The sequence below is a fragment of the Clostridium massiliamazoniense genome (assembly GCF_001403635.1).
In the GTDB taxonomy this organism is placed as follows: Bacteria; Bacillota; Clostridia; order Clostridiales; family Clostridiaceae; genus Sarcina; species Sarcina massiliamazoniense.
Genome location: NZ_LN879468.1, coordinates 150,498 through 176,274, shown reverse-complemented (window position 1 = coordinate 176,274; position 25,777 = coordinate 150,498). Strand labels below are relative to the sequence as shown.

General features: G+C 27.3%; 24 protein-coding genes and 1 other annotated feature. Of the genes, 2 read left to right on the top strand and 22 right to left on the bottom strand.

Annotated features, from left to right (window positions below; genetic code table 11):
* Window positions 1-8: 8 nt before the first annotated feature.
* The 12 genes from cobS to ARA19_RS07775 all read right to left on the bottom strand — a co-directional run bounded on the left by cobS (window position 9) and on the right by ARA19_RS07775 (window position 13,827).
* Entirely contained in the window at window positions 9-737 is a 729-nt protein-coding gene (cobS, locus tag ARA19_RS07830; RefSeq protein WP_055070422.1) for an adenosylcobinamide-GDP ribazoletransferase, read from the bottom strand.
* Window positions 738-759: 22 nt separating this feature from the next.
* Entirely contained in the window at window positions 760-1,311 is a 552-nt protein-coding gene (gene cobU, locus ARA19_RS07825) for a bifunctional adenosylcobinamide kinase/adenosylcobinamide-phosphate guanylyltransferase (protein WP_055070421.1), read from the bottom strand.
* A gap of 167 nt (window positions 1,312-1,478) precedes the next feature.
* Window positions 1,479-2,567: a threonine-phosphate decarboxylase CobD gene (gene cobD, locus ARA19_RS07820; RefSeq protein WP_055070420.1), complete on the bottom strand. Its 1,089-nt coding sequence runs from the start codon at window positions 2,565-2,567 to the stop codon at window positions 1,479-1,481.
* Window positions 2,560-3,537, bottom strand: a complete 978-nt coding sequence (gene cbiB / locus ARA19_RS07815) for an adenosylcobinamide-phosphate synthase CbiB (protein ID WP_341382787.1) — start codon at window positions 3,535-3,537, stop codon at window positions 2,560-2,562. The genes cobD and cbiB overlap by 8 nt, the downstream gene beginning before the upstream one ends.
* A 7-nt stretch (window positions 3,538-3,544) precedes the next feature.
* The gene (locus ARA19_RS07810; protein ID WP_055070418.1) at window positions 3,545-5,095 is read right to left on the bottom strand and encodes a cobyric acid synthase; all 1,551 of its coding nucleotides are present in this window, start codon (window positions 5,093-5,095) and stop codon (window positions 3,545-3,547) included.
* Between the two features lie 400 nt (window positions 5,096-5,495).
* Window positions 5,496-6,335 carry a DegV family protein gene (locus ARA19_RS07805; RefSeq protein WP_055070417.1) on the bottom strand — a complete coding sequence of 280 codons (840 nt, stop codon included), beginning with the start codon at window positions 6,333-6,335 and terminating at the stop codon, window positions 5,496-5,498.
* Window positions 6,336-6,353: 18 nt separating this feature from the next.
* Window positions 6,354-6,818, bottom strand: coding sequence for a tRNA (cytidine(34)-2'-O)-methyltransferase (locus ARA19_RS07800; RefSeq protein ID WP_055070416.1), 465 nt, complete (start codon window positions 6,816-6,818; stop codon window positions 6,354-6,356).
* A gap of 245 nt (window positions 6,819-7,063) precedes the next feature.
* A complete protein-coding gene (locus ARA19_RS07795) occupies window positions 7,064-7,900 on the bottom strand; it encodes a Cof-type HAD-IIB family hydrolase (protein WP_055070415.1) in 837 nt (278 codons plus the stop codon).
* Between the two features lie 404 nt (window positions 7,901-8,304).
* Window positions 8,305-9,609: a VanW family protein gene (locus ARA19_RS07790; RefSeq protein ID WP_055070414.1), complete on the bottom strand. Its 1,305-nt coding sequence runs from the start codon at window positions 9,607-9,609 to the stop codon at window positions 8,305-8,307.
* A gap of 188 nt (window positions 9,610-9,797) precedes the next feature.
* Entirely contained in the window at window positions 9,798-10,745 is a 948-nt protein-coding gene (locus ARA19_RS07785; RefSeq protein ID WP_055070413.1) for a glycoside hydrolase family 25 protein, read from the bottom strand.
* A gap of 74 nt (window positions 10,746-10,819) precedes the next feature.
* On the bottom strand, window positions 10,820-11,716 hold the full coding sequence (locus ARA19_RS07780; protein ID WP_055070412.1) for a D-alanine--D-alanine ligase: 897 nt from the start codon (window positions 11,714-11,716) through the stop codon (window positions 10,820-10,822).
* A gap of 149 nt (window positions 11,717-11,865) precedes the next feature.
* Window positions 11,866-13,827 carry a sensor histidine kinase gene (locus ARA19_RS07775; RefSeq protein ID WP_055070411.1) on the bottom strand — a complete coding sequence of 654 codons (1,962 nt, stop codon included), beginning with the start codon at window positions 13,825-13,827 and terminating at the stop codon, window positions 11,866-11,868.
* 383 nt (window positions 13,828-14,210) lie between these two features.
* Between ARA19_RS07775 and ARA19_RS07770 the strand changes: the two genes are divergently transcribed.
* On the top strand, window positions 14,211-15,086 hold the full coding sequence (locus ARA19_RS07770) for a DMT family transporter (protein ID WP_055070410.1): 876 nt from the start codon (window positions 14,211-14,213) through the stop codon (window positions 15,084-15,086).
* Window positions 15,087-15,346: 260 nt separating this feature from the next.
* On the opposite strand, the gene ARA19_RS07765 is transcribed toward ARA19_RS07770, so the two are convergent.
* From ARA19_RS07765 to ARA19_RS07725, 9 genes are all read right to left on the bottom strand, one after another.
* Entirely contained in the window at window positions 15,347-16,102 is a 756-nt protein-coding gene (locus ARA19_RS07765; protein ID WP_197276577.1) for a M15 family metallopeptidase, read from the bottom strand.
* Between the two features lie 219 nt (window positions 16,103-16,321).
* Window positions 16,322-16,963 carry an endonuclease III gene (gene nth, locus ARA19_RS07760; protein WP_055070409.1) on the bottom strand — a complete coding sequence of 214 codons (642 nt, stop codon included), beginning with the start codon at window positions 16,961-16,963 and terminating at the stop codon, window positions 16,322-16,324.
* A gap of 23 nt (window positions 16,964-16,986) precedes the next feature.
* Window positions 16,987-17,688: a lysophospholipid acyltransferase family protein gene (locus tag ARA19_RS07755; RefSeq protein ID WP_055070408.1), complete on the bottom strand. Its 702-nt coding sequence runs from the start codon at window positions 17,686-17,688 to the stop codon at window positions 16,987-16,989.
* Window positions 17,689-17,875: 187 nt separating this feature from the next.
* On the bottom strand, window positions 17,876-18,877 hold the full coding sequence (queG, locus tag ARA19_RS07750; protein WP_055070407.1) for a tRNA epoxyqueuosine(34) reductase QueG: 1,002 nt from the start codon (window positions 18,875-18,877) through the stop codon (window positions 17,876-17,878).
* 340 nt (window positions 18,878-19,217) lie between these two features.
* Window positions 19,218-19,796, bottom strand: a complete 579-nt coding sequence (epsC, locus tag ARA19_RS07745) for a serine O-acetyltransferase EpsC (RefSeq protein ID WP_055070406.1) — start codon at window positions 19,794-19,796, stop codon at window positions 19,218-19,220.
* A gap of 21 nt (window positions 19,797-19,817) precedes the next feature.
* Entirely contained in the window at window positions 19,818-20,726 is a 909-nt protein-coding gene (cysK, locus tag ARA19_RS07740) for a cysteine synthase A (RefSeq protein WP_055070405.1), read from the bottom strand.
* A gap of 63 nt (window positions 20,727-20,789) precedes the next feature.
* Window positions 20,790-21,019: a binding site (T-box leader), on the bottom strand.
* A gap of 121 nt (window positions 21,020-21,140) precedes the next feature.
* Window positions 21,141-22,400 (bottom strand): magnesium transporter, encoded by a 1,260-nt coding sequence (locus ARA19_RS07735; RefSeq protein WP_055070404.1) that lies wholly within the window; start codon window positions 22,398-22,400, stop codon window positions 21,141-21,143.
* Between the two features lie 273 nt (window positions 22,401-22,673).
* On the bottom strand, window positions 22,674-23,204 hold the full coding sequence (locus tag ARA19_RS07730) for a hypothetical protein (protein WP_147574382.1): 531 nt from the start codon (window positions 23,202-23,204) through the stop codon (window positions 22,674-22,676).
* 172 nt (window positions 23,205-23,376) lie between these two features.
* Entirely contained in the window at window positions 23,377-24,258 is an 882-nt protein-coding gene (locus tag ARA19_RS07725) for a YegS/Rv2252/BmrU family lipid kinase (protein ID WP_055070402.1), read from the bottom strand.
* 353 nt (window positions 24,259-24,611) lie between these two features.
* On the opposite strand from ARA19_RS07725, the gene pssA reads away from it, so the two are divergent.
* Window positions 24,612-25,133, top strand: coding sequence for a CDP-diacylglycerol--serine O-phosphatidyltransferase (gene pssA / locus ARA19_RS07720; RefSeq protein WP_055070401.1), 522 nt, complete (start codon window positions 24,612-24,614; stop codon window positions 25,131-25,133).
* Window positions 25,134-25,196: 63 nt separating this feature from the next.
* On the opposite strand, the gene ARA19_RS07715 is transcribed toward pssA, so the two are convergent.
* Window positions 25,197-25,655: a hypothetical protein gene (locus tag ARA19_RS07715; RefSeq protein WP_207643338.1), complete on the bottom strand. Its 459-nt coding sequence runs from the start codon at window positions 25,653-25,655 to the stop codon at window positions 25,197-25,199.
* Window positions 25,656-25,777 lie beyond the last annotated feature (122 nt).

The window sequence follows — 25,777 nt, the reverse complement described above, 5'->3', positions numbered from 1 at the left end:
AACCTAAGCTAAAACAATATTACTCCTATTATTAAAAATATTAATTGTGATATTTCAGCAATAAAACCAAGTATATCTCCTGATATTCCATCTATCTTTTTTTCTATTTTTTTTATAATCCAATATGCTATTATATAAGTTATTATTACAGCAATTATAATTGAATATTCTCCTTTATAAGCTTCTAATAAAAATAAGGCACAATTCACTATTGTTGCTACCACTATACAAGCTTTTGTTCCTCCATTTTCTACAAAAGCTTTTCCCATTCCGGCCTCCTTACAATAGTAAGAGCTTTTACTAGCTATATGTAAAGCAGTCTTCCCTACTATTGGAAAAGTTATTACCATTAATAAATTTGCTTGACCTAAAAATATTACATAACCAATAATAATTATTATTAATGATAATACTCCAAAGGCTCCAACTCTACTATCTTTCATTATCTCAAGGACTCTTTCCTTAGATCTTCCACTAAAAAGCCCATCACAACTATCAGAAAGTCCATCTAAATGAAGTGCTCCAGTTATTATTATATAAGCTAGCATTAATATAAAACCTGTAATTAAAGTACTTTTCCCTCTTAGAAGGTAGTCTACACCACCTAAAATCAGCCCAATAACTAAACCAACTGCAGTAGTCCACTTAAAAGATTTTTCAAAAAGTCCCTCTTTGAATTCTAAATTCCCTACTGGTATTCTAGTAAAAAAACTAAGTATCATTCTAAATTCTTTCATAAAGCACCCTTTTCTTTAAATATTACTTTACCTTCATAGGAATACCTGAAACTAAAAAATAAACCTCATCAGCTCTCTTTGCTATTTTTTGATTCATTCTTCCAGCTATATCCCTAAAAATACTGCCCAATTTATAAGCAGGCACAAGTCCCATACCAACTTCATTTGTTACTATTACTATTTTCTTATCACTAAATACCTCTAAAAAATTTGAAACCTCCTGGTCAATATATTCCTCTAGTTTATCTATTTCTTCTTCTGATATCTTATCAAAATCTCCTTTATACTCTAAAAGTAAATTGCTTATAAGCAAAGTCATACAATCTAATAATATAACTTTTTTATTTTTATAAATATTATTATCTTTAAAGCAAGCAAAATCCTTATATCTTTCTAAGGTTTCCCATTCCTTCGGTCTACCTTCCCTATGCTTTTTTATTCTATTTTTCATTCCCTCATCAAAAGCTATTGCTGTTGCAATATATAAAACTTCATCTAAAGTACTTATTTTTTTAACATAATTTTCAGCAAAAGAACTTTTTCCACTTCTAGCTCCACCTGTAACAAGAATCATTTAAACTTCTCTCCCTTATAATCAAAATTAATATTATTATCTTATAAACGTAGACTTAATTCAGGTGGAGTTTTGACTCCATCTGAATGCTTAGTCGCAGTTATCTAGAAGCGTGAGGCTGTTTATCTCCTACTTATAGAAGATAGGAGTATTACAGCCTCTAGCTATCAGATGAATATTTTAAGTTTTTCTAATAATTTTTTATTTTTCTCTCTATCCTTTATAGCAACTCTAATAAACTTCTCATTTAACCCTTTAAAATTAGAACAATCTCTAATTAAAATTCCCTCTTTTCCTAAACTTTTTCTAAGTTCATGAGAAGTTAAATTCTTATCTTCCAATTTTATTAATATAAAATTAGTATTTGGCTTAAACACTTTTATTCTTTTAAATTTTTTAAGTTCATTATAAAACCATAGAACTTCTTCATTTATCCATGTTTTAGTCTTTTTCACATAGTTACTATTCTTGTCCAATATACATCCTATTAAACTTGCAAAATAATTTATAGACCAAGGCATCTTTTCATTAAACATCACTTCCAATAAAGCAGGATCTCCCATAAGAAAACCAATTCTTATTCCAGGAACAGCAAAAAATTTAGTAAATGATTGAATTATTATTAAATTGCTAAATTCTTCAATATAACCTCTCATTGTATAATCCTCTTCATCTTTTATTAAATCAATAAAGGATTCATCTATTAAAATAAAAACATCTTCATCCATAGCAAACTTTAATAAATTAAGCAAGTCATTTCTATTAATTAATTGAGATGTTGGATTATTTGGATTACATAGAAATACAGAATCTACCTCACCATCAGAAATGATTTCTTTTAATTCATCAATATTAATCTTAAAATCCTCTTCTTCCTTAGTAAAATAATATTCCACATCAATATCAAAATTTCTACAAGCATTATCATATTCAGAAAAACTTGGAACTGGCATAAGTACTTTTTTAAATTTTAAATTTTGTAAAATTAAATAAATAGCTTCTGTTGCTCCATTGGTTGGCAATATAAATCTTTCTTCAACACCTATATAATTAGCTATATCTTTTTTAAGTTCAATATAATCTATATTAGGATAAGATGATAACTTCTCAATATTATTAATAATTAATTTTTTAAACTCTTCTGGAACTCCCATTGGATTTATATTTGAAGAAAAATCTAAAAATTCATCTCTATTAAATTCCTTAGAAGCAAAAAGTAAATTACCTCCATGACTTAGACTTTTGTTGCTAAACATAATGTGCTCCTCCTTTAATTATAACTAATGCAATTAGTACTATAATTGCTGTTGTGTACATTATTTTTATGGTTAATTTTATATCTTTATTTTCTGGTTCTTTTATCTTCTCTCCTATAGTTGGCTTATAAACTTCCTTCCCAAAATACACATGGGTTCCTCCTAACTGTAAACCTAAAGCTCCAGCTACTGGTGCTTCTGAATATGCACAGTTAGGACTTTTATGATTTCTTCTATCTCTTATTAGAGTTTTAAATGAATTTTTAAAGTCTAGACCAAGTAAAAATGCAGATATAGTCATTATTATTCCTGTTATTCTAGCTGGAATATAGTTAGCTATATCATCTATCTTCGCTGATGCAAAACCATAATTTTCATACTTCTCATTTTTGTATCCAACCATTGAATCTAAGGTATTCACCGCTTTATAGGCATAAGCTAAAGGTGCCGCTATGCCAAAAAAGCTTCCTATAAATGCATAAAATAGTGGTGATGTTATTCCATCAACAGTATTTTCCGCAATAGTTTCAACTGTTGCTTTTATTATTTGTTTTTCATTAAGATATTTAGTTTCTCTTCCTACTATATAAGAAAGATTTAATCTTGATTTTTCTAAATCATTTTCCTCTAAGGATTTGTATATCTTATTTCCCTCAAAGGCTAAGCACTTAGAAGCTAAAGCTGAATATAAAAAATATATATTAACTAGAACAAATAATATTTTATTTATTTTGTATGCTAAATAATTTATACCTAAAACTACTAAAAACGTAGTTCCTACAGTTATTCCCCAAAGAATGAAACCTAAAACTCTTTGTCTCTTCTCTTTATCCTTTAAAAAAAATAATAATTTATTTTCCTCTTGTTTTCTTAAAAACTTTTCTGTTCTTCTAATTAAATTCCCTATGAACCTAACAGGATGAGGCATAAAATAAGGGTCTCCAAATATTAAGTCCAATATAAATCCAATGACTGTACTAATAATTTCTCTCTACATCCTCTCCATTTATTATTTTATATATTTTCTCCATATCCAAACTATCTCTTAATATATTAGAGAGCTTTGCATATTCCTTTTCTTTTAATTCACTAAAACTTAAGTATTCCTTATTCTCATTGACTTCTATGGATTTTTCTTTTCTTATATTATTTAATATCTTATTAGTAAATTCTAAACTATCAAAAATTCCATGAATATAAGTTCCATAAACCTTTTTATCCTTATTTCTATATCCTTCAACTCTCTTGTCATTTTTTCCTAAGGAATTATAAATTTCTACAAAAGGACTTGTCCCTTCCATAACTTCTTTAGTTACTCCCATATGAATTTCATATCCTTCAACAACTATTCCATCACATTTATTTAGAAATCCTTTGTCTCCTTTAATTTTAGCTTTAACTTGCGTTCTAACTTTTTCTTCTTTAAATTCAGTTACTATATTTAAAAGTCCAAGCCCCTCTATTTCCTCTATTTCTCCTTCAACCTTTAAATTATTTATAAGCTTTTGCCCTAATATTTGAAACCCTCCACAAATTCCAAATATTGTGCATCCCTTTTCTTCTAAATCATATAATTTTTCATTAAATCCACTTTCCTTTAAAAATACTAAATCCTCTATAGTGCTTTTAGATCCAGGGATAATAATTAAATCTGCACCATCTAGTTCTTCTGGATTACTTACATAAGATATATTTACATTATCTAAAGAGAATAAAACATTAAAATCAGTAAAATTAGACATAAAAGGAAGTCTTATAATCTTTATAACTATATCATTTTCTAATTTTTTTACCTTTTTAAAGTTCTCTATAGATGTACTATCTTCATCATCTATTTTTAATTTAGTATATGGCACAACTCCTAAAATTGGTATATTTATTAAATCTTCAAGCATTTTAAGACCTGGTTTTAAAATTTCAACATCTCCTCTAAACTTATTAATAATAACTCCCTTTATTCTTTTTTGCTCACACTCACTTAAAAGCTTAATAGTTCCATAAATAGATGCAAATACTCCTCCTTTATCAATATCACCCACTAAAATGACAGGAGAATCAACAAGTTCAGCCATTCCCATATTAACTAAATCATCTTCTCTTAAGTTTATCTCAGCAGGACTTCCTGCTCCTTCTAGAACAATAATATCAAATTTCTCATCTAAACTTTTATAAATTTCCTTTACCTTATTTTTTAAATTCTTCTTCTCTTTTTGATATTCAACAGCACTAAAATCTCCATAAACTTCACCATTGAAAATAACTTGACATTTTCTCTCTCCTGTAGGTTTTAAAAGAATAGGGTTCATAGCAGCAATAGGCTTTATTCCTGCTGCTTCAGCTTGTACAACTTGTGCTCTTCCCATTTCCAAACCTTCTTCTGTTATATAGGAATTTAAACTCATATTTTGAGATTTGAAAGGTGCTACCTTAAATCCATCTTCACTTAAAATTCTACAAAGACCTGCATTTATAATACTCTTTCCCACTGATGATGCAGTTCCTTGAATCATTATATTTTTAAAATTCATACTATTCCCCCAAAAATAAGATTATTATAGATATAAAATAATCTTTAATTTGTATAAAAAAATAAACCGTTATTGATAAATAACCATTGTTATCCTCAATATAACAGTTTAGCCAACTTTGATATAATATGCAAATCTATTTTGTCCATTAAAATTTTTTAAATTAAAACTTAACTCTCGTAGAAAAACATTCGATCTTCTTTACGTAAGTGAGTAGTCACAAATGATTAAACCTATATAGCTAGATAAAATGCAAAGAGAATGTATCAAATTACAGATACATCCTCTTTTTAAATTAAACCTAATTTTAAATTAACTATATAATTGGAGTAATCTTGTCCAACTATTAATTACACTTAAGTTAAATCTCCCTATTTATTAACTTTTATCTGCAATTAGATTAATATTCTTCTACAAAGAATAAACCTCCAGCATTAGGTCCTGAATGGATTGCTACAGCACATCCTGTAGTTGTTTCAATATATTCTAGACCTCTTGCATCTAAATATTCTTTTAAAGGTTCATATATTCCTTCACCTTCGTAATCAATTAATACTATTGGTTCATCCTTTTTTAAATTAGTTGATTCTAATTTTTTAATTATTTCTTTAACTGCCTTTTTTATTCCTCTTACCTTACCGCTGACATTCATCTCACCCTCATCCATGTCTAGCATAAGTTTTATCCCTAAAGCTCCAACTATCATCGCTTTTCCCTTTGATAGCCTTCCACCTCTAACTAAATTATCTAAACTAGCAAATACTAAAGAACTCTTTATTTGATTTCTATAAATTAAAAGCTCTTTTTCAATTTCTTTAATCCCACTTCCACTTTTAGCCATTCTAGCTGCCTTGTAAACTACCATACCAAGGGCACTAGTTATTCTTAGGCTGTCAATTACAACTATATCTTCATCACTAAATTCTTCTTTAGCTATTAAAGCTGAATTATATGTTCCACTCATCATTGAAGACATATGGATAGCAACTACTTTATAACCTTGTTCTATATATTTTCTGTAATGCTCTTCAAATCTTATTGGTGTTATTTGAGCTGTTGTTGGAAGAACATTTTCCCTATTTATTCTTTCCATCATTTCATCTCTTGTTATTTCAGTTCCTTCTAAGTAACTATCCTCACCAAAGTTTATTAAAACTGGCATAACATCTATATCATACTTTTCTATAATTTCTCTAGGCAAATCGCAAGTACTATCTGTAATTATTTTAATTTTTTCCATTAATTTTTCTCCCCCAAACTATTTCATATGTGGAAATCCTATTTGCCTTAAGGCTTCATAAGCTACTATAGATACAGTATTAGATAGATTTAAGCTTCTATCTGAAGTATCTATCATTGGTATTCTTATTCCCATTAATGCATTATGAACGTCCTCTGGAACCCCTGCTGATTCCTTTCCAAACATTATAAAATCTCCTTCTTGAAATTCAGCTTCACTATAAAACCCATCTGCATGAGTTGAGGCTAAAAATATTCTTTCATCCCCATATTTCTTCATAAAATCCTCATAACTTTCATGCACTTCTAAGTCTAAGTGTTTCCAATAATCAAGACCTGATCTTCTAACTTGTTTTTCATCTAAACTAAACCCTAAAGGTTTTATTAGATGTAATTTAGAATTTGTTAAGACACAAGTTCTTCCTATATTTCCTGTATTTTGTGGTATTTCTGGTTGATATAAAACTATATTAAGATTAGCCATTTTTTCCTCCTAAGTCTAAAAATAAATATATTTTCAATTTACTCTTTAAATTCAATACTAAAATAAAATTGTAGTTAAAAATTTAAAAGCCCTTTATTTTAGTAAAAGTCTCTACTTATATTGTATACTCTACATCTAACTACACTTATTCTATAATATTATTTATAAGGAAAAAAAGCAAGGTATTTACCAAGTTATATGTAAACAATAACTAATTAAAAGGTTCTTTATCCATTCTTATTAAATTATTCCTTATTAAGAATGAACTTTTCAACAACTTTTGCTACTCCATTATTATCATTACTTTCTGTAATATAATCTGCTATAGCTTTTACAGCCTCTGTTCCATTAGCCATGGCAACACCTAAACCTGCATATTCTATCATAGAAATATCATTTCCATTATCACCAATGCATATTATTTCTTCTTTTTTTATATTGTAATGTTCTGCTAAAAGCTTTACTGCCCTACCTTTATTTACTCCCTTGTTGTTTATTTCTAAACAGTGCTTTCCTGAATAGGTTATTTCAAAATCACCATTAATAATTTCTTTTTCTATTAAAGCTAATTTACTTCGCCTTTCTGTAAATATACATTTCCCAAAAGATTCAGATTCATTACTAAAAAGTTCATTCCAAAATTTAGAACCAGATTTATAATAAATATTTTTTATTTTAAAAGTTTCTGGAACTTTTCTATTAAAGAATAAATCATTTACTATTTTTCTAAGTTTTGAATCTAAATATATTTTCCCTAATCCATGAAAATTAGGAGTTGCCTTAAATTTCTTTCCTACTTCTAAAAGTTTAATACATTGTTCTTTATTTAAGGTTTCTTTAAATAATAACACTTCACCATCTTCATCTAACACTATGGCACCATTATTAGCTATGGCAGCAGATTTAATACCTATTAAATGTGAAAAATATCTTGCACTATTAGTATTTCTGCCAGTACATATTATTATATGTACTCCTTTATCATAAGCTTTCTTTAATGCTATTTTGTTAATTTCCGAAAGCTTTTTTTGGGAATTCAAAAGTGTTCCGTCCATATCTATACAGACCATTTTATAATTCATAAGCTTTCACCCACTATACTTAAATTTATTTTTATCTCCTAGATTATTAGTAAGCTATCTTAATGAAAGATAAACTAATACTTAATTCAAATAAAATTTTTACTTTAGCTGAATTCTAGTAGAAATCATCTAGTAATAAGTATCTATTTCTCTCCAACTTATAAAAATTAGAGTATTCCAGACACTAGTTATGAAATAAAATTTCCATGAAATTCAAAAACAATTGAACTAAATTTTTATTAAATCATATAAAAATCTATATATACGATTATACATAAAATAATTCCATTTTTCTATTAAATTTCTATTTGTTTTCTCTATTATAAAAAGGTTTTAAAAGAAATTTAATATTCTTCTAAAACCTTTTATATTTTAACTAATTTTTTGTTTTATTTCTATACCTATCATCCTTTATTTCGATATACATCATTAGCTATTAATTTTCTATCAACTTCAACACCATTTTCGTAAGTTACTAAATATCCACTAGACCTAGCTGCAACAGAACCACCACTGCCTGTTGTTACACCTACTAATTTATATGTTTTCCCACCTAAACCTTCTTTATTCCCATAAATATTAAAAGTTACTGAGCTTCCACTTAAATATCCTTCTATATATATAGGAAAATCATAAGTATTTTTAAATTTATAATCTAAAACTTCCCAAGCTACAGCAGCATCTTCACTTGGTCTAGTATAAGTAGTTAACATACTATGTGGATGTCTTTCCACTGGAAGTATTCCAGCATTACTTACTGCTTGATAAAGTGTTGTTGATATTTGACACACACCACCACCAATAGTTGGAATAACTTTATTTCCCATAAAGCCAGCACCATTCATAAATCCTCTTGATGCTAATCTTTCACCTACGACATCATTATAACTGAAAGTTTCTCCAGGCATTAATATAGTTCCATTAATATGCTTTGTGGCAATCCTTAAATTAGTAGTTCTTTGCCAATCTCCAGCATTAAAATTTGTAGTTGAAGTACCTATTTTTCCATTTATTTTTAAAAGCATCTTACCTGTTATAGTTGGTTCAGCAACTTCAACGTCTACATCTTTAGAAACAATCATTTCATTTAAATTACTATTAATATTTTCTCCTATAATTTTATCTAAAGATTTCTTAGAAACCTTTGTTCCCTTTTCCTCTGGTATTACTGAAACACTTCCATTATTTATGGAAATAGTTGCATTTTTATATTCTTTATTAACCTTGTCATTAAATTCTTTTTTATACTGTTCCACAACTTTATTATCATAAGTTAATTTTAAATCTATAGAGCTATTAACTCCTTTTTTTATTAACTTATTTTTAGATAATAAATTTTCATCTTTTCCATAGGAAAAAGCTTTATTTACTGCACTTTCCACATCTAGTTTAGGATTAATTTTATCATAGCTTATTGTTATTTCCTCACCATTTGCTTTTAATATTATTTTTTTTTCTTTTACCTTTCCTGGTATACTCTCGTTTAAAAGTTTTATAGCCTCATCCTTTGTTTTTCCACCTATATCTACTCCATTTACATTAATATTAGGATATATTTTATTCTCCCACTTCTTAGCTAAATTATTAGCTGAATAAAAATATGCTCCTACGCCTCCTAAAATAATACCTATAATTCCAATTGATAGATATAAATGGATTTTATTTTTTTCTTTACTTTTAGTCGAACCATGTTTAGGTGAATCCCCCATATACTACCCCTTTCTAAAATTAATAAAACCAATACAATATTTATATTATTCCATCAAAGTAATTACTATGAATAAAGTTATTACTTTACCAATATTATAACAAATTTTCCTTTAAATAAAATACGATATTTACATTAAATGTAAATATCGTGCAAAATTATTACTTTATTCAAATTTTACATAATCTATTAATTATCTATTGTAACAGCAGATCTTTTTAGAGAAACTCCTCCAAATTTATCAAAAGCTTCAATAGTAACTACTATTGGCTTTCCAGGTGGTAAATAAAAGTTAGATTTATTTATAACATAATTTCTGGCTTTTTCCGGAACTGTTCCTGCATAATTAGAATTAACAAAGAGATTATACCCCCATATGTTGTTTCCTGGCACTGAACACCATGAAGTATATATTTGATTTTGCTTTAGACGTGCATTAAAACAATTAACATTTCCAGGTGGTTTTAAATCTATTATATCAATAGGTCCCCAATTTAAATCTACTGGATTTCCTATGCCCTGCAATGTACCGTTTTGAGTAAATTGCCAAAGCATCCAACTTGTCCATCCCCCTATATTAGGTGGTATTTTGGGATTACCAGGTATATCTGGATATAAAGCTATCCAAAGAGGCATATTTTTTAAGGGATATCCTCTTCCGGGAACATTAAAGTTATCATACATTTGAATAAAAAAGTATCCTGTATATAACATTAATTTTCTTTTAGTCTTCTTAAAAAACCTATTACTAAAAGCCTCAATCCAATTTATAAGTTGTGTTGTTGTCAGTGATTTATCAAGTGGTTCTTCTACATCCAAGGCCGGATATAAATCTCCACAATCACCTTCTCCATAGCCTTTATATAAGGTTTCTATAAAATCATCACACTGACTTGCTGCTGTAGATATATCTGTTGATGGTTTAGCATAATGATATGCACCACTTAATATATTGTAACTTCTACAACTTTTAGCATAGTCTAAAAAATGTTCATCAACAATGAAGTTACCACTCCCAGAACCTGATGCTCTTAAATATATAAAATCTGAATTTTTTTTAAGTCTTTCAAAATCCACGGATTTAGTATATTGGTTTATATCAGGACCAAATGTACTTAAAGGATTTGATGCTTGCATTAATAATCACCTATAAAAATAAATTATTCTATTATTAATTTATTTTATAACTTCTTATATGTTACATTATTTCTTTATTTTTTTAAGGACAATTCTATAATAAAATCTAAAAGTTCACTATAGCTTATATTCATAGCTGCTGCACTTTTAGGAACTAAACTACTTTTCGTCATACCTGGTAAAGTGTTAACTTCTAAAACATAAGGAACACCATCTTTTAATATCATATCTACCCTTGCATATACAGTACACTTTAATGCTTTATAGGTTTTAAGAGCAGTTTCTTCAATTTTCCTTGTTGTCTCCTTATCGTAATTTGCTAATGTTTCGACTGCTCCTCCTTCTTTATATTTTGATTCCTTATCAAAAAATTCTCCTGTAGGTTTTATAGTTAAAATAGGGAATATTTTATTATTGAAAACAGGGCAAGTTATTTCTTCCCCTTCAATATATTCCTCAATGAGTACTTCCTTATCATATTTTAAGGCTAACTCTACAGCTTTTTTAAGGTTTTCTTCCTTTTCTACTAAGGTTGTTGCAACAGAAGAGCCACCACTATTAGGTTTCACGAAAACTGGATATCCTATATTTTTAATAGTGTCATAATCAATATTATCAATATCTCTCACAATACTCCACTTAGCTGTATTAATTTTTTCCATTGCTAATATCTTTTTAGTTATATCTTTATCCATACATATACAGCTACTTAAAAAACCACATCCTGAGTAGGGAATTTCCAAAGAGTCTAATATAGCTTGAACAGACCCATCTTCTCCAAATTGTCCATGTAAAGCTAAAAATACAAAATCTACATCCTTAACTTTTTCTATAACATCTTTCTTTTCATTTATTTCTATAGGCACAATTGTATACTGAGATTTATCCAAGTTATTTATTATATTTTTTCCGCTTTCCAAAGATATATCTCTTTCTGAAGATATTCCTCCCATCATAACTCCGATTCTCATATTTATCCCTCCTAGAACAATATTATTTATGCCACATCTTATTTATTCGTTCTTTTAAATATCTATATATTATGCTCAAATAAATAAAAAATATTACATATCTCTAGGTTAATTTATAATATAAATTCTAATTTTGTTACTAATTATACTTATAAATCTGAAAATTCTATGGATAAATTATTTTTGCTTTGGCTATCATAATTTAGAGTCCTACATTCTTCTCCTTCTGCATCAACTTTATTTGGTAAGGTCACTGTAAATGTACTCCCTTTTCCTAATTGACTTTCTACATCTATAGTTCCTCCATGGATTTCAACTAAAGACTTAACTAAAGCTAATCCTATTCCGCTACCTAGTTTTTTCTCTTTTCTATTTTGTACTTGCTCAAATTTTTTAAATATCTCCTTTTTCATATTATCTGGTATTCCTACCCCTGAATCCTTAACTATTATCCTAACAAATAAATCATCAAATAATAAATCTACATTTATAGTTCCACCTTTTTTTGTGTACTTCGCTGCATTTGATAATAAATTTAACATGATTCTTTCTATTTTATCTGGATCACACTTAATAAAATGCTCTTCAACCTCTGTATCAAAAATAAGATTTATCCCCTTTTCTTCTAAGTAAGGTATTGAAAGCATAGTTACATTTTCAATAATAGATACTATATCATAATTGTTAAAATTACATCTTATAAAACCAGAATCTAGTTTATTTGTATCTATAAGATTATTTATGAGTTTCAACATAATAAGAGAATTTTGCATCATTGCCTTCCCGTATTTGTTATAATACTTTAAAAACTCATCATTATTCTTTTCATTTTTCTTCATTTCTAAAAGTTGTATAGATGAATACATTATATTTACTGGTGTTCTTAATTCATGGGATAAATCAGAATAAAATTCTTTTTGACTTTCCTCTAATTCTCTTATTTCCTCAAGTTCTCCCTTTAGTTTACTCAGTTCATTCTCTTTATATAAAGGATTTACAAAGATAGCTAGTCCATTATAATCCTTAAATTTATTTATCCAAACTTCACCTTTAACAATATTATTATTACTATCTAAAAAATCAAATATTTTCTCAAAATTTTCTTTATCATGATTTAATATTTGTTCTCTATATCTTTTTCTTTTTTTCTTTACTAATATTTTAGATATATCTTTTCCTAATATATCCTCTCTTTCATATCCTAATATCTTTTTTAAAGAATTATTAACATGATTAATTTTTAAATCCTCATCTAAAATTAAAATCATTTCTTTAATATTATCTTCTATAAAATTTATTTTATCTTCTGTATTTTTCTCTATTTGAGAATCATTTCTCAATATTTCATAACCTTTTAATATAGCTCCTATTAAAAGTAATATAAATGAAAATAGACATATTCTAAATTGTAATACAGAATTACTATAAATAAAATCTTTAGTACCTAATTTAAAAAAATAAAGATTATACACACTTGATACTATTGATAACATTAGACTTAAGGAGATAAAAAAATATAATATATCCTTAGACTTATAGAGCATTATTAAAATAAAAATAACACTTAATGAATCGATAAATAATGACAGATTATAAAAAGCACTTATTGGAACTACATTTATTTTAGAATAAGCAATATCAACGCCTATCATAATAAAAGTAATTAAAGTATAAAGAGGACCTATAACCCATATTTTTTTAGAAAAGTCCCTTTTGTATTTGTATATGCATATTAATAATATTAAAAAAAGTATTTGCCTAAATATCATAGTAATATGAAATTGATAATCTATTGCTAATTCTTTACTATCAAGAGCTAATACAAACCTTAATATCATTTCAATTGTAAAACTAAAATAAAATAATGTAGCCACATAAACTGCTTCCATTCTTTCAACCAAATATTGGGCTATTAATATTACAAGAGCTATTATAGAAAAAATCATTATGACAAATCTAATTAAAGATAAACTTAATTCGGATAAATCCATTATGATGAAAACTCTTCCTACATTTATTAATCCCATTAAAAATAGAAATAATAATATATTTCCTAATACTATATAAATACTATTTACATTAGATAACAAGCTTTTCCCCTTTTTCTCCATGATTACCCCCAACCCTAGATATAATCCCATAAAATTACTTTTATTAAAATATTATACCATTCATATTTCAATCTTCATAGACCTTCTAAGTAAATTTTTACCTTTTTTTTATTTTTTTCTCAATTTATTTATTATTTATTATAAAATTATATTTAAATTTACAACTTTTCCAATATCTTTCATTATTTTGCCTTATTTTTTTATCTTAACTTTTCCTAATTTGTATTTTTTTTAATTTTCTTCTATACTATAGCTTGTACTTAAAGCAATAATTAAATTTATTTAGAAAGGAAGTGCAAATTTGTCTTTTCTTAAATTAAATATTTTCTAAAAAAGAAAATATAATTATTACAAAAATCATTTTTGAAAAGGCAATTAAAAATATGAATAATAAAACAAAAGCAATATTATTAATAATAACATCAGCTTTATCCTTTGCTATTATGTCTACACTAGTTAAGCTCTCTGGCAATTTACCACCCTTTGAAAAATCCTTTTTTAGAAATATAGTGAGCTTAATAGTTGCTTTTTACTTAATAGTGAAAAATAATTCATCTTATTTTGGAAAAAAAGAAAATAGATCTATGTTGCTACTAAGGTCTATTCTAGGAACTTTAGGAATTTGGGCAAATTTCTATGCCATAGATAATCTTATTTTACCTAATGCAACAATACTTAACCAATTAAGTCCATTTTTCGTTATAATATTTTCATACTTATTCTTAAAAGAAAAAATAAAACTCATTCATATAATCTCTTTATTAACAGCATTTATAGGAGTTATATTTATTGTAAGACCAACATCAGGATTAACAAAGACCCTACTTGCATCTCTAATTGGGATTTCTTCTGCTATCTTCGCTGGTGGTGCTTATACCTGTGTAAGATATTTAAGTACAAGGGAAAAATCATATACTATTGTATTTATGTTTTCCTTCATATCAGTTTTAAGTACTATACCATTTATGATATTTGATTTTGTATTACCTAGTATCTTAGATATAATTTATCTACTTCTAGCTGGAGTTTTTGCATCAATAGCACAATTTTCATTAACAACAGCCTATAAATATGCACCTGCTAAAGAAATTTCAATATTTTCTTATAGCCAAATTATTTTTACAACACTAATAGGCTTTCTAATTTGGACTGAAATACCTGGTTTCCTATCAATAATTGGTTACTTATTAGTAATAATCAGTTCCTTAATAATATTTTTATATAATAATAAAAAATCTATATCTAAAATTAAAAATTAAACTCTATAGATTAGACTATTCCAAGCACTAGTCATGAAATAAATATATTTATCTGACAGCTAGAGGCTGTAATACTCCTATCTTCTATAAGTAGGAGATAAACAGCCTCACGCTTCTAGATAACTGCGACTAAGCATTCAGATGGAGTCAAAACTCCACCTGAATTAAGTCTACGTTTATAAAAGTAATATAAATTAGGGGGCTGATTGATACAGCCCCCCTGTTATATGTAATTTTTCTTTTAAATTATCTTAATTTTATTACTTATATAAATCTTCTAATACTAAATCATTTTTATATATGTACTCACTTAATTCCTTTCCTACATATCTAAAATGCCATGGTTCATAAGAATAGCCTGTATCATCCTCCCTCCCTTCTTTATATCTAAGTATAAATCCATATTTATGAGCATTATTAGCTAGCCATTTTCCCTCTTCAGTATGCCTAAAATGAGGTTCTAATTCAAAATTCATTCCTCTAGTTGATATATCTGCCACTAACCCTGTTTGATGTTCACTATGATTAGGCTTAGCTATATATCTATCTGTATATTCTTGTCCTTTTCTTGCTAAAGAATTGTTATATAATCCTTCTTGATAACCACTAGATCTAAATGCACTTACTAAATAAAGTTCTATACCTTCACTATCTGCCGCCTTAAACATTTCCTCTAAAGCTTCAGCTGCTTCGTATCTAAGATGACTTCGTTCCTCATTGGCTGAACAATATAGTCTAACATTAGGAACTACCAAATCATGTGGCTTGTACCCCTTTTCTAAACTAAACTCTTTATTAACCAATTTTGCAATATCGTTATATTCACTTTTTATTACTTCTTTTATTCTATTCTCTTCTACTTTTTCTTCTAAATCCTCTAAATTACTATTATCAACTATTAAAGTATTATTTTTTTTCTGTTCCATTGAAATATTCTCGTTATTTTCGCAACCAACAAAACCTAACATGCAAGTGCACATTACAAATGCATATAGTAACCTCTTTCTCCTTAACATAGCCCCCTCATCCTCCATATAGCATCATTTTCACGTATTTCAACTTAATTATACCTTTTGTTCTATTTATTGTAAAACCAAAGTGAATAAACTTTTTGTAAACTATATGAAGTGAAATTCCTTTATTTTAAACTACTCACCTAAAGAAAAAAAGCTCCAACATTTCCTCTGCAGCAATTGCTTAGAAATGAAGAGCTTCTAATTTACTATTTTACTATATTATTTTTCACTTTTTAAAATTTCTTTATAATAATTACAGTCTTTATTTATGACACATAAAGAACACTTTGGTTTTCTAGCAACACAACATCTTCTTCCATGAAATATTAATAAATGGTGAGTTAATGACCATTCCTTTTTAGGAAGCTCCTTTTGAAGTTGCATTTCCGTATCCAAAACATTATCTGCATTTGCAAGTCCAATTCTATTTGATACCCTAAAAACATGGGTATCAACTGCTATAGATGGTACGCCAAAAGCATTGGAAAGAACAACATTAGCTGTTTTTCTTCCTGCTCCAGCAAGTGAACTTATACCTTCCATAGTTTGTGGCACTTCTCCACCAAAATTTTCCTTTAATTGCTTACACATCATTAAAAGATTTTTAGCTTTATTTCTATAAAGCCCTATAGTTCTAATTCTATTTTCTAATTCCTCTTGAGAGATTTGAGAAAAACTCTCTAAATCAGGATAATCAACAAAAAGAGTATCTGTTATTTCATTAACCTTAACATCTGTTGTTTGAGCTGACATAATAGTAGCTACTAAAAGTTGAAATGGTGTTTCATAATTTAACTCACATTTTGCATCAGGATATTCCTTTTTCAATTCTTCTAAAACTCTCTTAGTTTTTGCTCTCATTACATTGGCTCCTTTTCTTTAGTTTATTTGTAGTAACCTCTATATTCTTCTGGTAGCATATTTGCTATAGACTTCATATAAGTAGTTAATACTTTTTCCTCATAAGCCCCTCTATCTTCATCTTTTTCCCTTTTAGGTACTTCTACAGGCTTCCCAAATTTAATGGTAACATCAGCATCACAGAATTTCTCTGCACCCATATTCCCATCTTTATTAATAGGCATAAGATTTTCACTTCCTACTATAGCAAATGGTATAACCTTAGCCTTACTCATTCTTGCTATTAAAGTTATTCCTTTTTTAGCTTCTATCATCTGCCCGGTTCTACTTCTTGTCCCCTCTGGGAATATAACTATATTATTACCATCTTTAGCTTTGCTTATTATACTTTTAAGTGCTTCTTTATCTGCTGAATTAGGCTTAATCTTTACATTTTTAACAAGTCTCATTCCTATGCTTGTCATAGTATCACCGTCTAATTTCTCTCCAGCAATAAAATAAGGATCAAAATGCTCTTCTAATATATAATAAGCAAGTAACCCATCAGCATTACTTAAATGGTTTCCTATAAATATTATAGGTCCTTCTGTTCCCATAATATCTTCTAATCCTTCTATAGTTAAATTTGCATGTTTCTTTATTAAACCTCTAACAATTGATCTTGATACAGGTTTGAATATAAAATCTGGAAGTCCAACAATAAACTTCGCTACCCAAGGTTTCATTAATTTGGTATCTCCTTTCTTCTACTAAAATACACAAAATATATATTTAATACCATTATATTTAATTCTATAATATAATTTTACATCATATGTATTATAAATTTATCAACAAACTATATCTTTTACCAAAATTTAAAATATATTTAAAACACCTTTATTCTTACTTTATAACTAATACCATAAGTTATTATAGTTTATTCATTGATAAAAGTCTAATCTTGTATTTTTCTATGTATTCAGAAGAAAATTTTATATTAGAGATATCTTTTCCCTCAAATAAGCTATGTCTTATTAATGCATTCCTTATTAAAGTATTCTTTCCACGCCATCCACATGAAGTTGTTTTAAAAGTTTCCTTAAAACTCCCATTAGTTAAAGATATGATTGAATTAGTATCTATAGAAGACATAAAATCTTTTGCCTTAAATTCTTCTATTGAAGAAAATTCTACATTTTCATTATATGGACAACTTGTTTGACAGCTATCACATCCAAATATTCTTCCATTCATTAATTTTATAAATTTATCTTCAATATCTTTCTTTTGAGTAATATAAGACATACATATATTACAATTTTTCTTATTTCTATTTATAGCTTTAGTTGGACATTCTACATAACATATTTCACACTCTTTACATTCCTTAAAATTATTAATAAGAGAAAAATTTCTTTCTTCATAAGAAAAATCAGGCTCCATAACTAAATCTGTTATTATCTCACCTAAAAAAACATAAGAGCCATACTTCTTAGTTATAAGCATATTATTTTTCCCAATAAATCCAATTCCACTTAAATAAGCAATATATCTTTCTGGTAAAGTATTACTATCTACAAAATGAAGTGCCTTGCCACCTTGCTCTTCAATAAAATCACATATTTTTTTTAAATAAGCACCAACAACGTGATGATAATCACTTCCCATAGTGTAAAGTGAAAATCCATTTCCTAAAAAATCATTTCCATGAAAATAAGGAAATGCTATAGATATTATAGTCTTCCCTTCCTCCATATAATGCATCGGATTAATTCTCTTCTCAATATCACTTTCTTCAAACTCATTTTCAAGATTATTGTTTTTTCTAAATTCATAAAAATCTCTAAGTTCTTCAAAAACTCTACATTTAGTAAACCCCACAACGTCTAATCCTAGAGTTTTACAAAATTCAATTAACTCATTTTTCAACATAAAAACCTCTTACTTTTTAATTTATCTAAAGATAAGAACCATCAAAATTCAGCTAGAATCAAAGCTCTATTTCATATTAAATCTTATTATATCAAATATCTTTTAAAGTTCTATATTTTTGTGAACCTATATAGTTAACTAAAAATTAGAGAGGATATATCTGTAATTTGATACATCCTCCCTTTTATTTAGGGTTCTCACCTAAAATTTTATCTGATAGCTAGAGGCTGTAATACTCCTATCTTCTATAAGTAGGAGACAAACAGCCTCACGTTTCTAGATAAGTTTGACTATGCATTCAGCTGGAGTCAAAACTCCACCTGAATTAAGTCTACGTTTATTAAATTATCATATTATTATAAATATTTTTACCTTTATAATTTTCGATTTCAATTACTTTTTGCTTCGATTTATTTTTATCTACTGCTGGTATTCCTACAGCTGTAGCTCCTTCATCCATATCTTTTAATACAACTGAATTAGCACCTATCTTAACATTATCTCCTATTGTAATAGGACCTAATACTTTTGCGCCTGTTCCTATTACAACATTATTACCTATAGTTGGGTGCCTTTTTCCTTTATCTTTTCCAGTTCCACCTAAAGTTACTTGATGATATATAGTAACATTATCTCCTATTTCAGCTGTTTCCCCAATTACTACTCCCATTCCATGATCTATAAATAACCCTTTACCAATTTTAGCTCCGGGATGTATTTCGATTCCTGTTAATGCTCTTGCAAATTGAGAAATAAGTCTAGCTAAAAAATATCTCTTTTTAGTATATAAATAATGTGCTGGTCTATATAAAATCAATGCATGAATTCCTGGATATAGTAATAATACTTCTAAGGAACTTTTTGCTGCCGGATCATTCTTTAGTACACTATTTATATTTTCTCTTAAATGTTTAAACATACTATCACATCCCAGTTTTTATTATTCATATAATCCTACAGAAAAATATTTTTCTCCCCCATCTGGTGCAATAGCAACTATTTTTTTCCCTTTTCCTAATTCTTTTGCTACTTTTAATGCTCCATAAATAGCTGCACCAGATGATATTCCAACAAGTACACCTTCTTCTTTAGCATAATATCTTGCACCTTCATAAGCTTCCTCATCACTTATTTTCATAATTGAATCTACTATATTACTATTATATAAATCTGGAATAAATCCCGCTCCTATTCCTTGAATTTTATGTGCTCCTGGTTGTTCTCCTGATAAAACAGCAGATTTTTCTGGCTCTACAGCAATTACTTTTATATTTGGATTAAGCTCTTTTAATCTACTACCTACTCCTGTAATAGTTCCACCAGTACCAACACCTGCCACTAAAACATCAACATCTTTTAAATCTTTAAAAATTTCTTCTGCTGTTGTTTTATAGTGCTTTTCTGCATTTGCTTTATTCATAAATTGTTGTGGCATGAAATAACCATTTTCATTAGCTAGAGCTTCTGCTTTTTCAATAGCTCCCTTTGTTCCTTTAGAACCTTCTGTTAATATAAGCTCAGCTCCATAGGATTTTATTGCATCTCTTCTTTCCTTGCTCATAGTTTCTGGCATTACAATTATAACTTTATATCCTTTTAATTTACCAATCATAGCAATACCTATTCCTGTATTACCACTAGTTGGCTCTATTATTACACTTCCTTCTTTTAATTTACCTTCTTGCTCTGCTTTTTCGATCATCCCAAGAGCTGCTCTATCCTTAACACTCCCACCTGGATTGAATTTTTCTAATTTTACATATACTTCTGCTAAATCTTTTCCTTCTATGGAATTCATCTTTACTAATGGTGTATTTCCTATTAAATCTAATACATTATTATATAACATAATATTCCCTCCTAAGTTTAAAATCTAAATTTTAGTATAAAAAAAACGTCTCTAATTTAAAAAATTAGAGACGATATAAATCGCGGTTCCACTCTACTTGAACACAACTGTTCCACTCATTTAGGCACATAAAAATACCCTATCAATATAACGGTTGATACCGAATAACCCTACTTAAATTTTGGGTTTCTACTCCAAAGCGCACTTCGCATAAATTAAAGGTAAAAGGTTCTCAGCCTTCCTTTCTCTCTGTAACCATCCTTTATGTTACTTTACTTTTTCATTGTATTTATATAATATATCCTATTATTAATACCAAAAATCTCAATCCCTACTAACTCGATAAGGATTAGTAACTTTAATTTAATTATATGCTTTTCTAGAAAAATTGCAACTCTTTTTTATAAATTTTATTTATTTAATTTTTTTTCTGTGTGTTGGCATAAAAATTTCATCTATTATATCATATATAATGACAATTCCTCTAATTTTTTCTTCATCATCAACTACAGGAACGGACATTAAATCATACTTAGCTATAACTTCTGCTGCCTCTGACATATGATCATTTATATTTATATAAATTGGATTTTTATTCATTATATCTTCTAACTTACAATTGTTATCTTGTAAAATTAAATCTGAAAATTTAACTACACCTTTTATTTTTTCATCTTCATCTGTTATATAAATAGAATAAATAGCTTCTTCATCAGGTTTAGTTTCCTTAAGAACATTTATAACTTCTCCTATAGTAATAGCTGAATAATTAAATGCTACAAAATCCTTATTCATTATACTTCCAGCTGTCTCCTCTTTATAAGACATAAGTTCTCTTACTTCTTCGGCATCATCACTTTCTAAATTAGTTAATATTCTATCTCTTTCATCCTCAGATAATTCATCTAACATATCTGCAATTTCATCATTAGGTATATTTTCAAAGAGTTCTGCTGTTCTAACTTCAGATAAATTCTTTATTATACTTTCTTGAACCTTTGAATCTATTTCTTCTAAAGTTTCTGCTGCTAAATCTTCATCTAAACTCCTAAAAACCTTATTTCTATTAGCGACATCTAATTCCTCTAATATATCTGCTAAATCTGCTGGATGAAGAGTTTGTAATTTTTTATAAGGAACTGATATCTGTAAACTTTCATTAGCTGTTTCAACAGATTCAACTTTATCCCACATTATAACTCTTTCTTCAAAATCATCCTTAAATATATTTGATAAAAATTTCCCAACAGTTTCTAATCCTTTTTTTCTAAACTTTACATATTTCCCAGTTTCCACAGCTATAACTCTATATTCTGCTGAAACCTCTGCTATTCTTATATCCTCCACATTTACAACTTTTTTCCCATCTATATCAACTATTTTTTTATCTAGTATATGTTTAGTAAGTAAATAACTATAATTAGTTGGTAATATTTCACTACTTCCAACTGTTTCTATTTTTATTTTACCATTATCTTTTTGATAAAAATCTATTTTTTTAAATTCTAAGTCTAACATAACCCCATCTTTTTTTACTTTATATCCAATTATCTTTAAATAATTTCCTTCGGAAGTAACATAAATATCCTTTAATACTCCTATATTTTCATCAAATTCATCATATATATTATTATTTAAAATAGAACTATAAAGAAAAAATGTTAATCTATTCATAAGTAATCACTTCCCTTCTATTACAACTTTTACTTTATAGGATTTCCTTAATTTAAAAAAATAAAAGGATTGTATCAAAATAAACTTAGATACAACCCAATCATTAAACTGGTTATATGGTTATATATTTATATTTTATGATAAAACTTTTAAATATTAGTTAATTTTATGATAATTTTTATTAAAATTTTATATTTAATAAATTAAATTTTAAAATTTATCAAAAATTCATAAATAATCTAAAAATTTAATATATAAAATTTACTTTTATTATCAATAACACTCTACAAAACTATTTATACTAAAATTGACTATGAATAACAATAAAATTTCTGCAATCAATGTATAAGGATAGAATGTAAAATTGCACATCCCCATCGAATATTCTATTATATAAGCTATTAATACAATTACTATAGATCCTATGCCTCTATGATTTGTTCTAATACACTTTTTAGAAAACAAAACTCGAACTAATAAATATATCATCATAAAAATAAAAATTAGATTAAATATATGTTGGGTAGCTTCTATGGCATATCCATAATTTAAAAACACTATAAACCTAAAGCTTAAGCTAAACATTAATAAAATATATCCTATAAACATTATTACTACTTCCACCATTATAAAATTAAAGTTAAAATCATTATTTCTCCAAAATATATAAAAAACTACTATTAATAGAGCTGGAACATAAAATAAATCTGAAAAACATAAAGTTTTAAAAATATTTATATGTGATGGATCTTTGAAAAGACTTACCATTACTATAGTTATGTTCTTTATTATAGCTAAAATCATTAAAATGCTAAATAACAACTTTACTCTTTTAGGTGACTTCTTAATATTATTTATTAAATTTATGCAATAAAAAATAATTATAATAAACAATAAAATGTAGTAAAATATCGAATTAATCATTCTAAATCACTCCATATATAATTACTGTTAATTATAATTATTAATTATGTCTCTATTTTATTCCTAAAACTTGTATTGCTGATTTAATACATTTAACCTCTAGAGGAAAATCTGGACCTTTTTCTCCATCTATATCAGAAACTATATCTTCATTAGTTTCAATTAAAAGCCTATCTGTTTTGAAAAATTCTATTCTAGGATCCTCTAAATGTTCTCCACGTAGTATATTTATAAATATTGGTACAATACCAGGGATATTAAAAGCTTTAAATATTACAACATCTAATAATCCATCATCAACTTCAGCCATAGTTGCTAAGTTAAAATTCCCCGCTGTTCTTCCATTAAAAACAAGCATTAAATATATAGGATCATCATAAACCTTTTCTGATGTAGTTACCTTAACTGATATTTTTCTAAATTTGTGTAATTCTTCTATACCTTTAATATAATAAGCTAATTTACCTATACTGTTCTTTAAATGTTCTTCTGTTTTTTGTGATATATCAGTAAATAACCCTGTTGACAAAACATTAATAAAATATTTATCATTTACCTTACCCAAATCAACATTTTTTGGTTTTAATTCAAGTATTTTACTCAAACAACTTTCAATATCACTTGGAAGTCCTAAAAATTTTGCAAAATCATTTGCTGTTCCTACAGGAAGAATCCCTATAGGTAAATTTATATTTTTAGCCTTTATTGTATTAACTACAGAATCAATTGTGCCATCTCCACCAGCTAATAATATATACTCATAACTCTCATCAATATCTTCTAAGGCCTTTTCTACTCCTTCACCTTTAACAATGGAATAGGGTACTATAGTTAAGTTTTTTTCTTGATGCATAGTTATAACTGTATCTAACTTTTTCACTATGGAATGTTCTCCCGAGTAGGGGTTATAAATAAATTTTACCTTCTTATTCATTATTCCTCCAACTTTAAACATTTATTTAACTTTAACTCAAAATTTTTACAGTAACTTAATATTTAAAATTATATCATTTATTTTTGTTATTGTCGACTTTACACCCCTATAGCTTACTGTTATAATTTAAATAGTTATTTCCCATGATTTAGGAATATTTTGTTCTTTATAAAAATACTAAATAAACTAAAACTTAATTCAAATAGAGTTTTAACTCTAGCTGAATTCTAGTAGAAGTTATCTAGTGACATGTGTTTGTTTATCTCAAACTTATGGGGAATTTGGATATTACAAGCACTAGTCAACAACTAAAATTAGTGAAGCTATGTTATACAATTAGGAGTGATATTTATATGAAGAAAAGTTGTATCCCTAATATATTTACCTTCATAAACTTAGGCTGCGGAATTTTATCTTTAATGGCCAGCTATAATGACAAGTTTTTCTTAGCAGCTGCTTTAATAATTATAGCAGCACTTGTTGACAGATATGATGGTAGAATAGCAAGATATCTTAATGTTTCTAGTGACCTTGGAAAAGAATTAGATTCTCTAGCTGATTTAGTTTCTTTTGGGGTTGCACCTGCTGTTTTGATGTTTACTATTTATAATCTTCAAAATATAGGTCCATATGGAGTTATTGGTTACTCTTTACTTATAGTGTATCCAATTTGTGGAGCATTTAGATTGGCTAGATATAATACAGCTCAATTTGATGGGGTTTTTACAGGGGTTCCTATTACAGTTTGTGGTTGTATTTTAGCAATATACGCATTATTAACTTATGAAAAATTCATAAGCCCAATATTGCCTATATTATTTTTAATTATTTTTTCTTACCTTATGGTAAGTAATTTTAAACTAAAAAAAATATAACAAAATAAGATAAATGGTAAGGAGGCTGTCTAAAGGCGGTCTCTTTATTCTTTCAAAAATTCCTTATTTTTTCTCTCCACCATCCTTACCATCTTTACCATTCTTATTAACTGTTACATTTTTCGTTACATTCTTTGTTACATCAATATCACTATTAATAATTCTATTAGCATTTTGAAAAAGTAGCTCTTGCTCAATTTCAGTGAGTATTATATCCTTGGTTGCTTGAGCTTCAATAAAACTTGCTCTTAACTTTAAGTAGTCTATGTAAGTACACTGAGCACAATCTAAAGATTTTATTAAACAATCAATTAATCTTCCTAACTCATTAACTCTCTTTAATGCATCTTTAACATCACTTTTCCTAGCTAGAGCAATACTATTGAGCTCTCCTGCACTTCCTATAAGAAGTCTATATGCATTCACATATTTAGCTAAAATGTCAACCATATTAGTTATCTCTAAGAAATAATCCTTAAAAAGCTCTCTAGTCCCCACAAAACACACCTCTTCTCTGTTCATAATTGAGAGTTACTGCATTTTAGCAAACCTAGTTATCTCAATTTTGGATTTCTATACTTAAAAATAGGGTTTAAAGTGTATTATAACCTTAAACCCCTTGTAAATTAATTTTATTTAAAAAT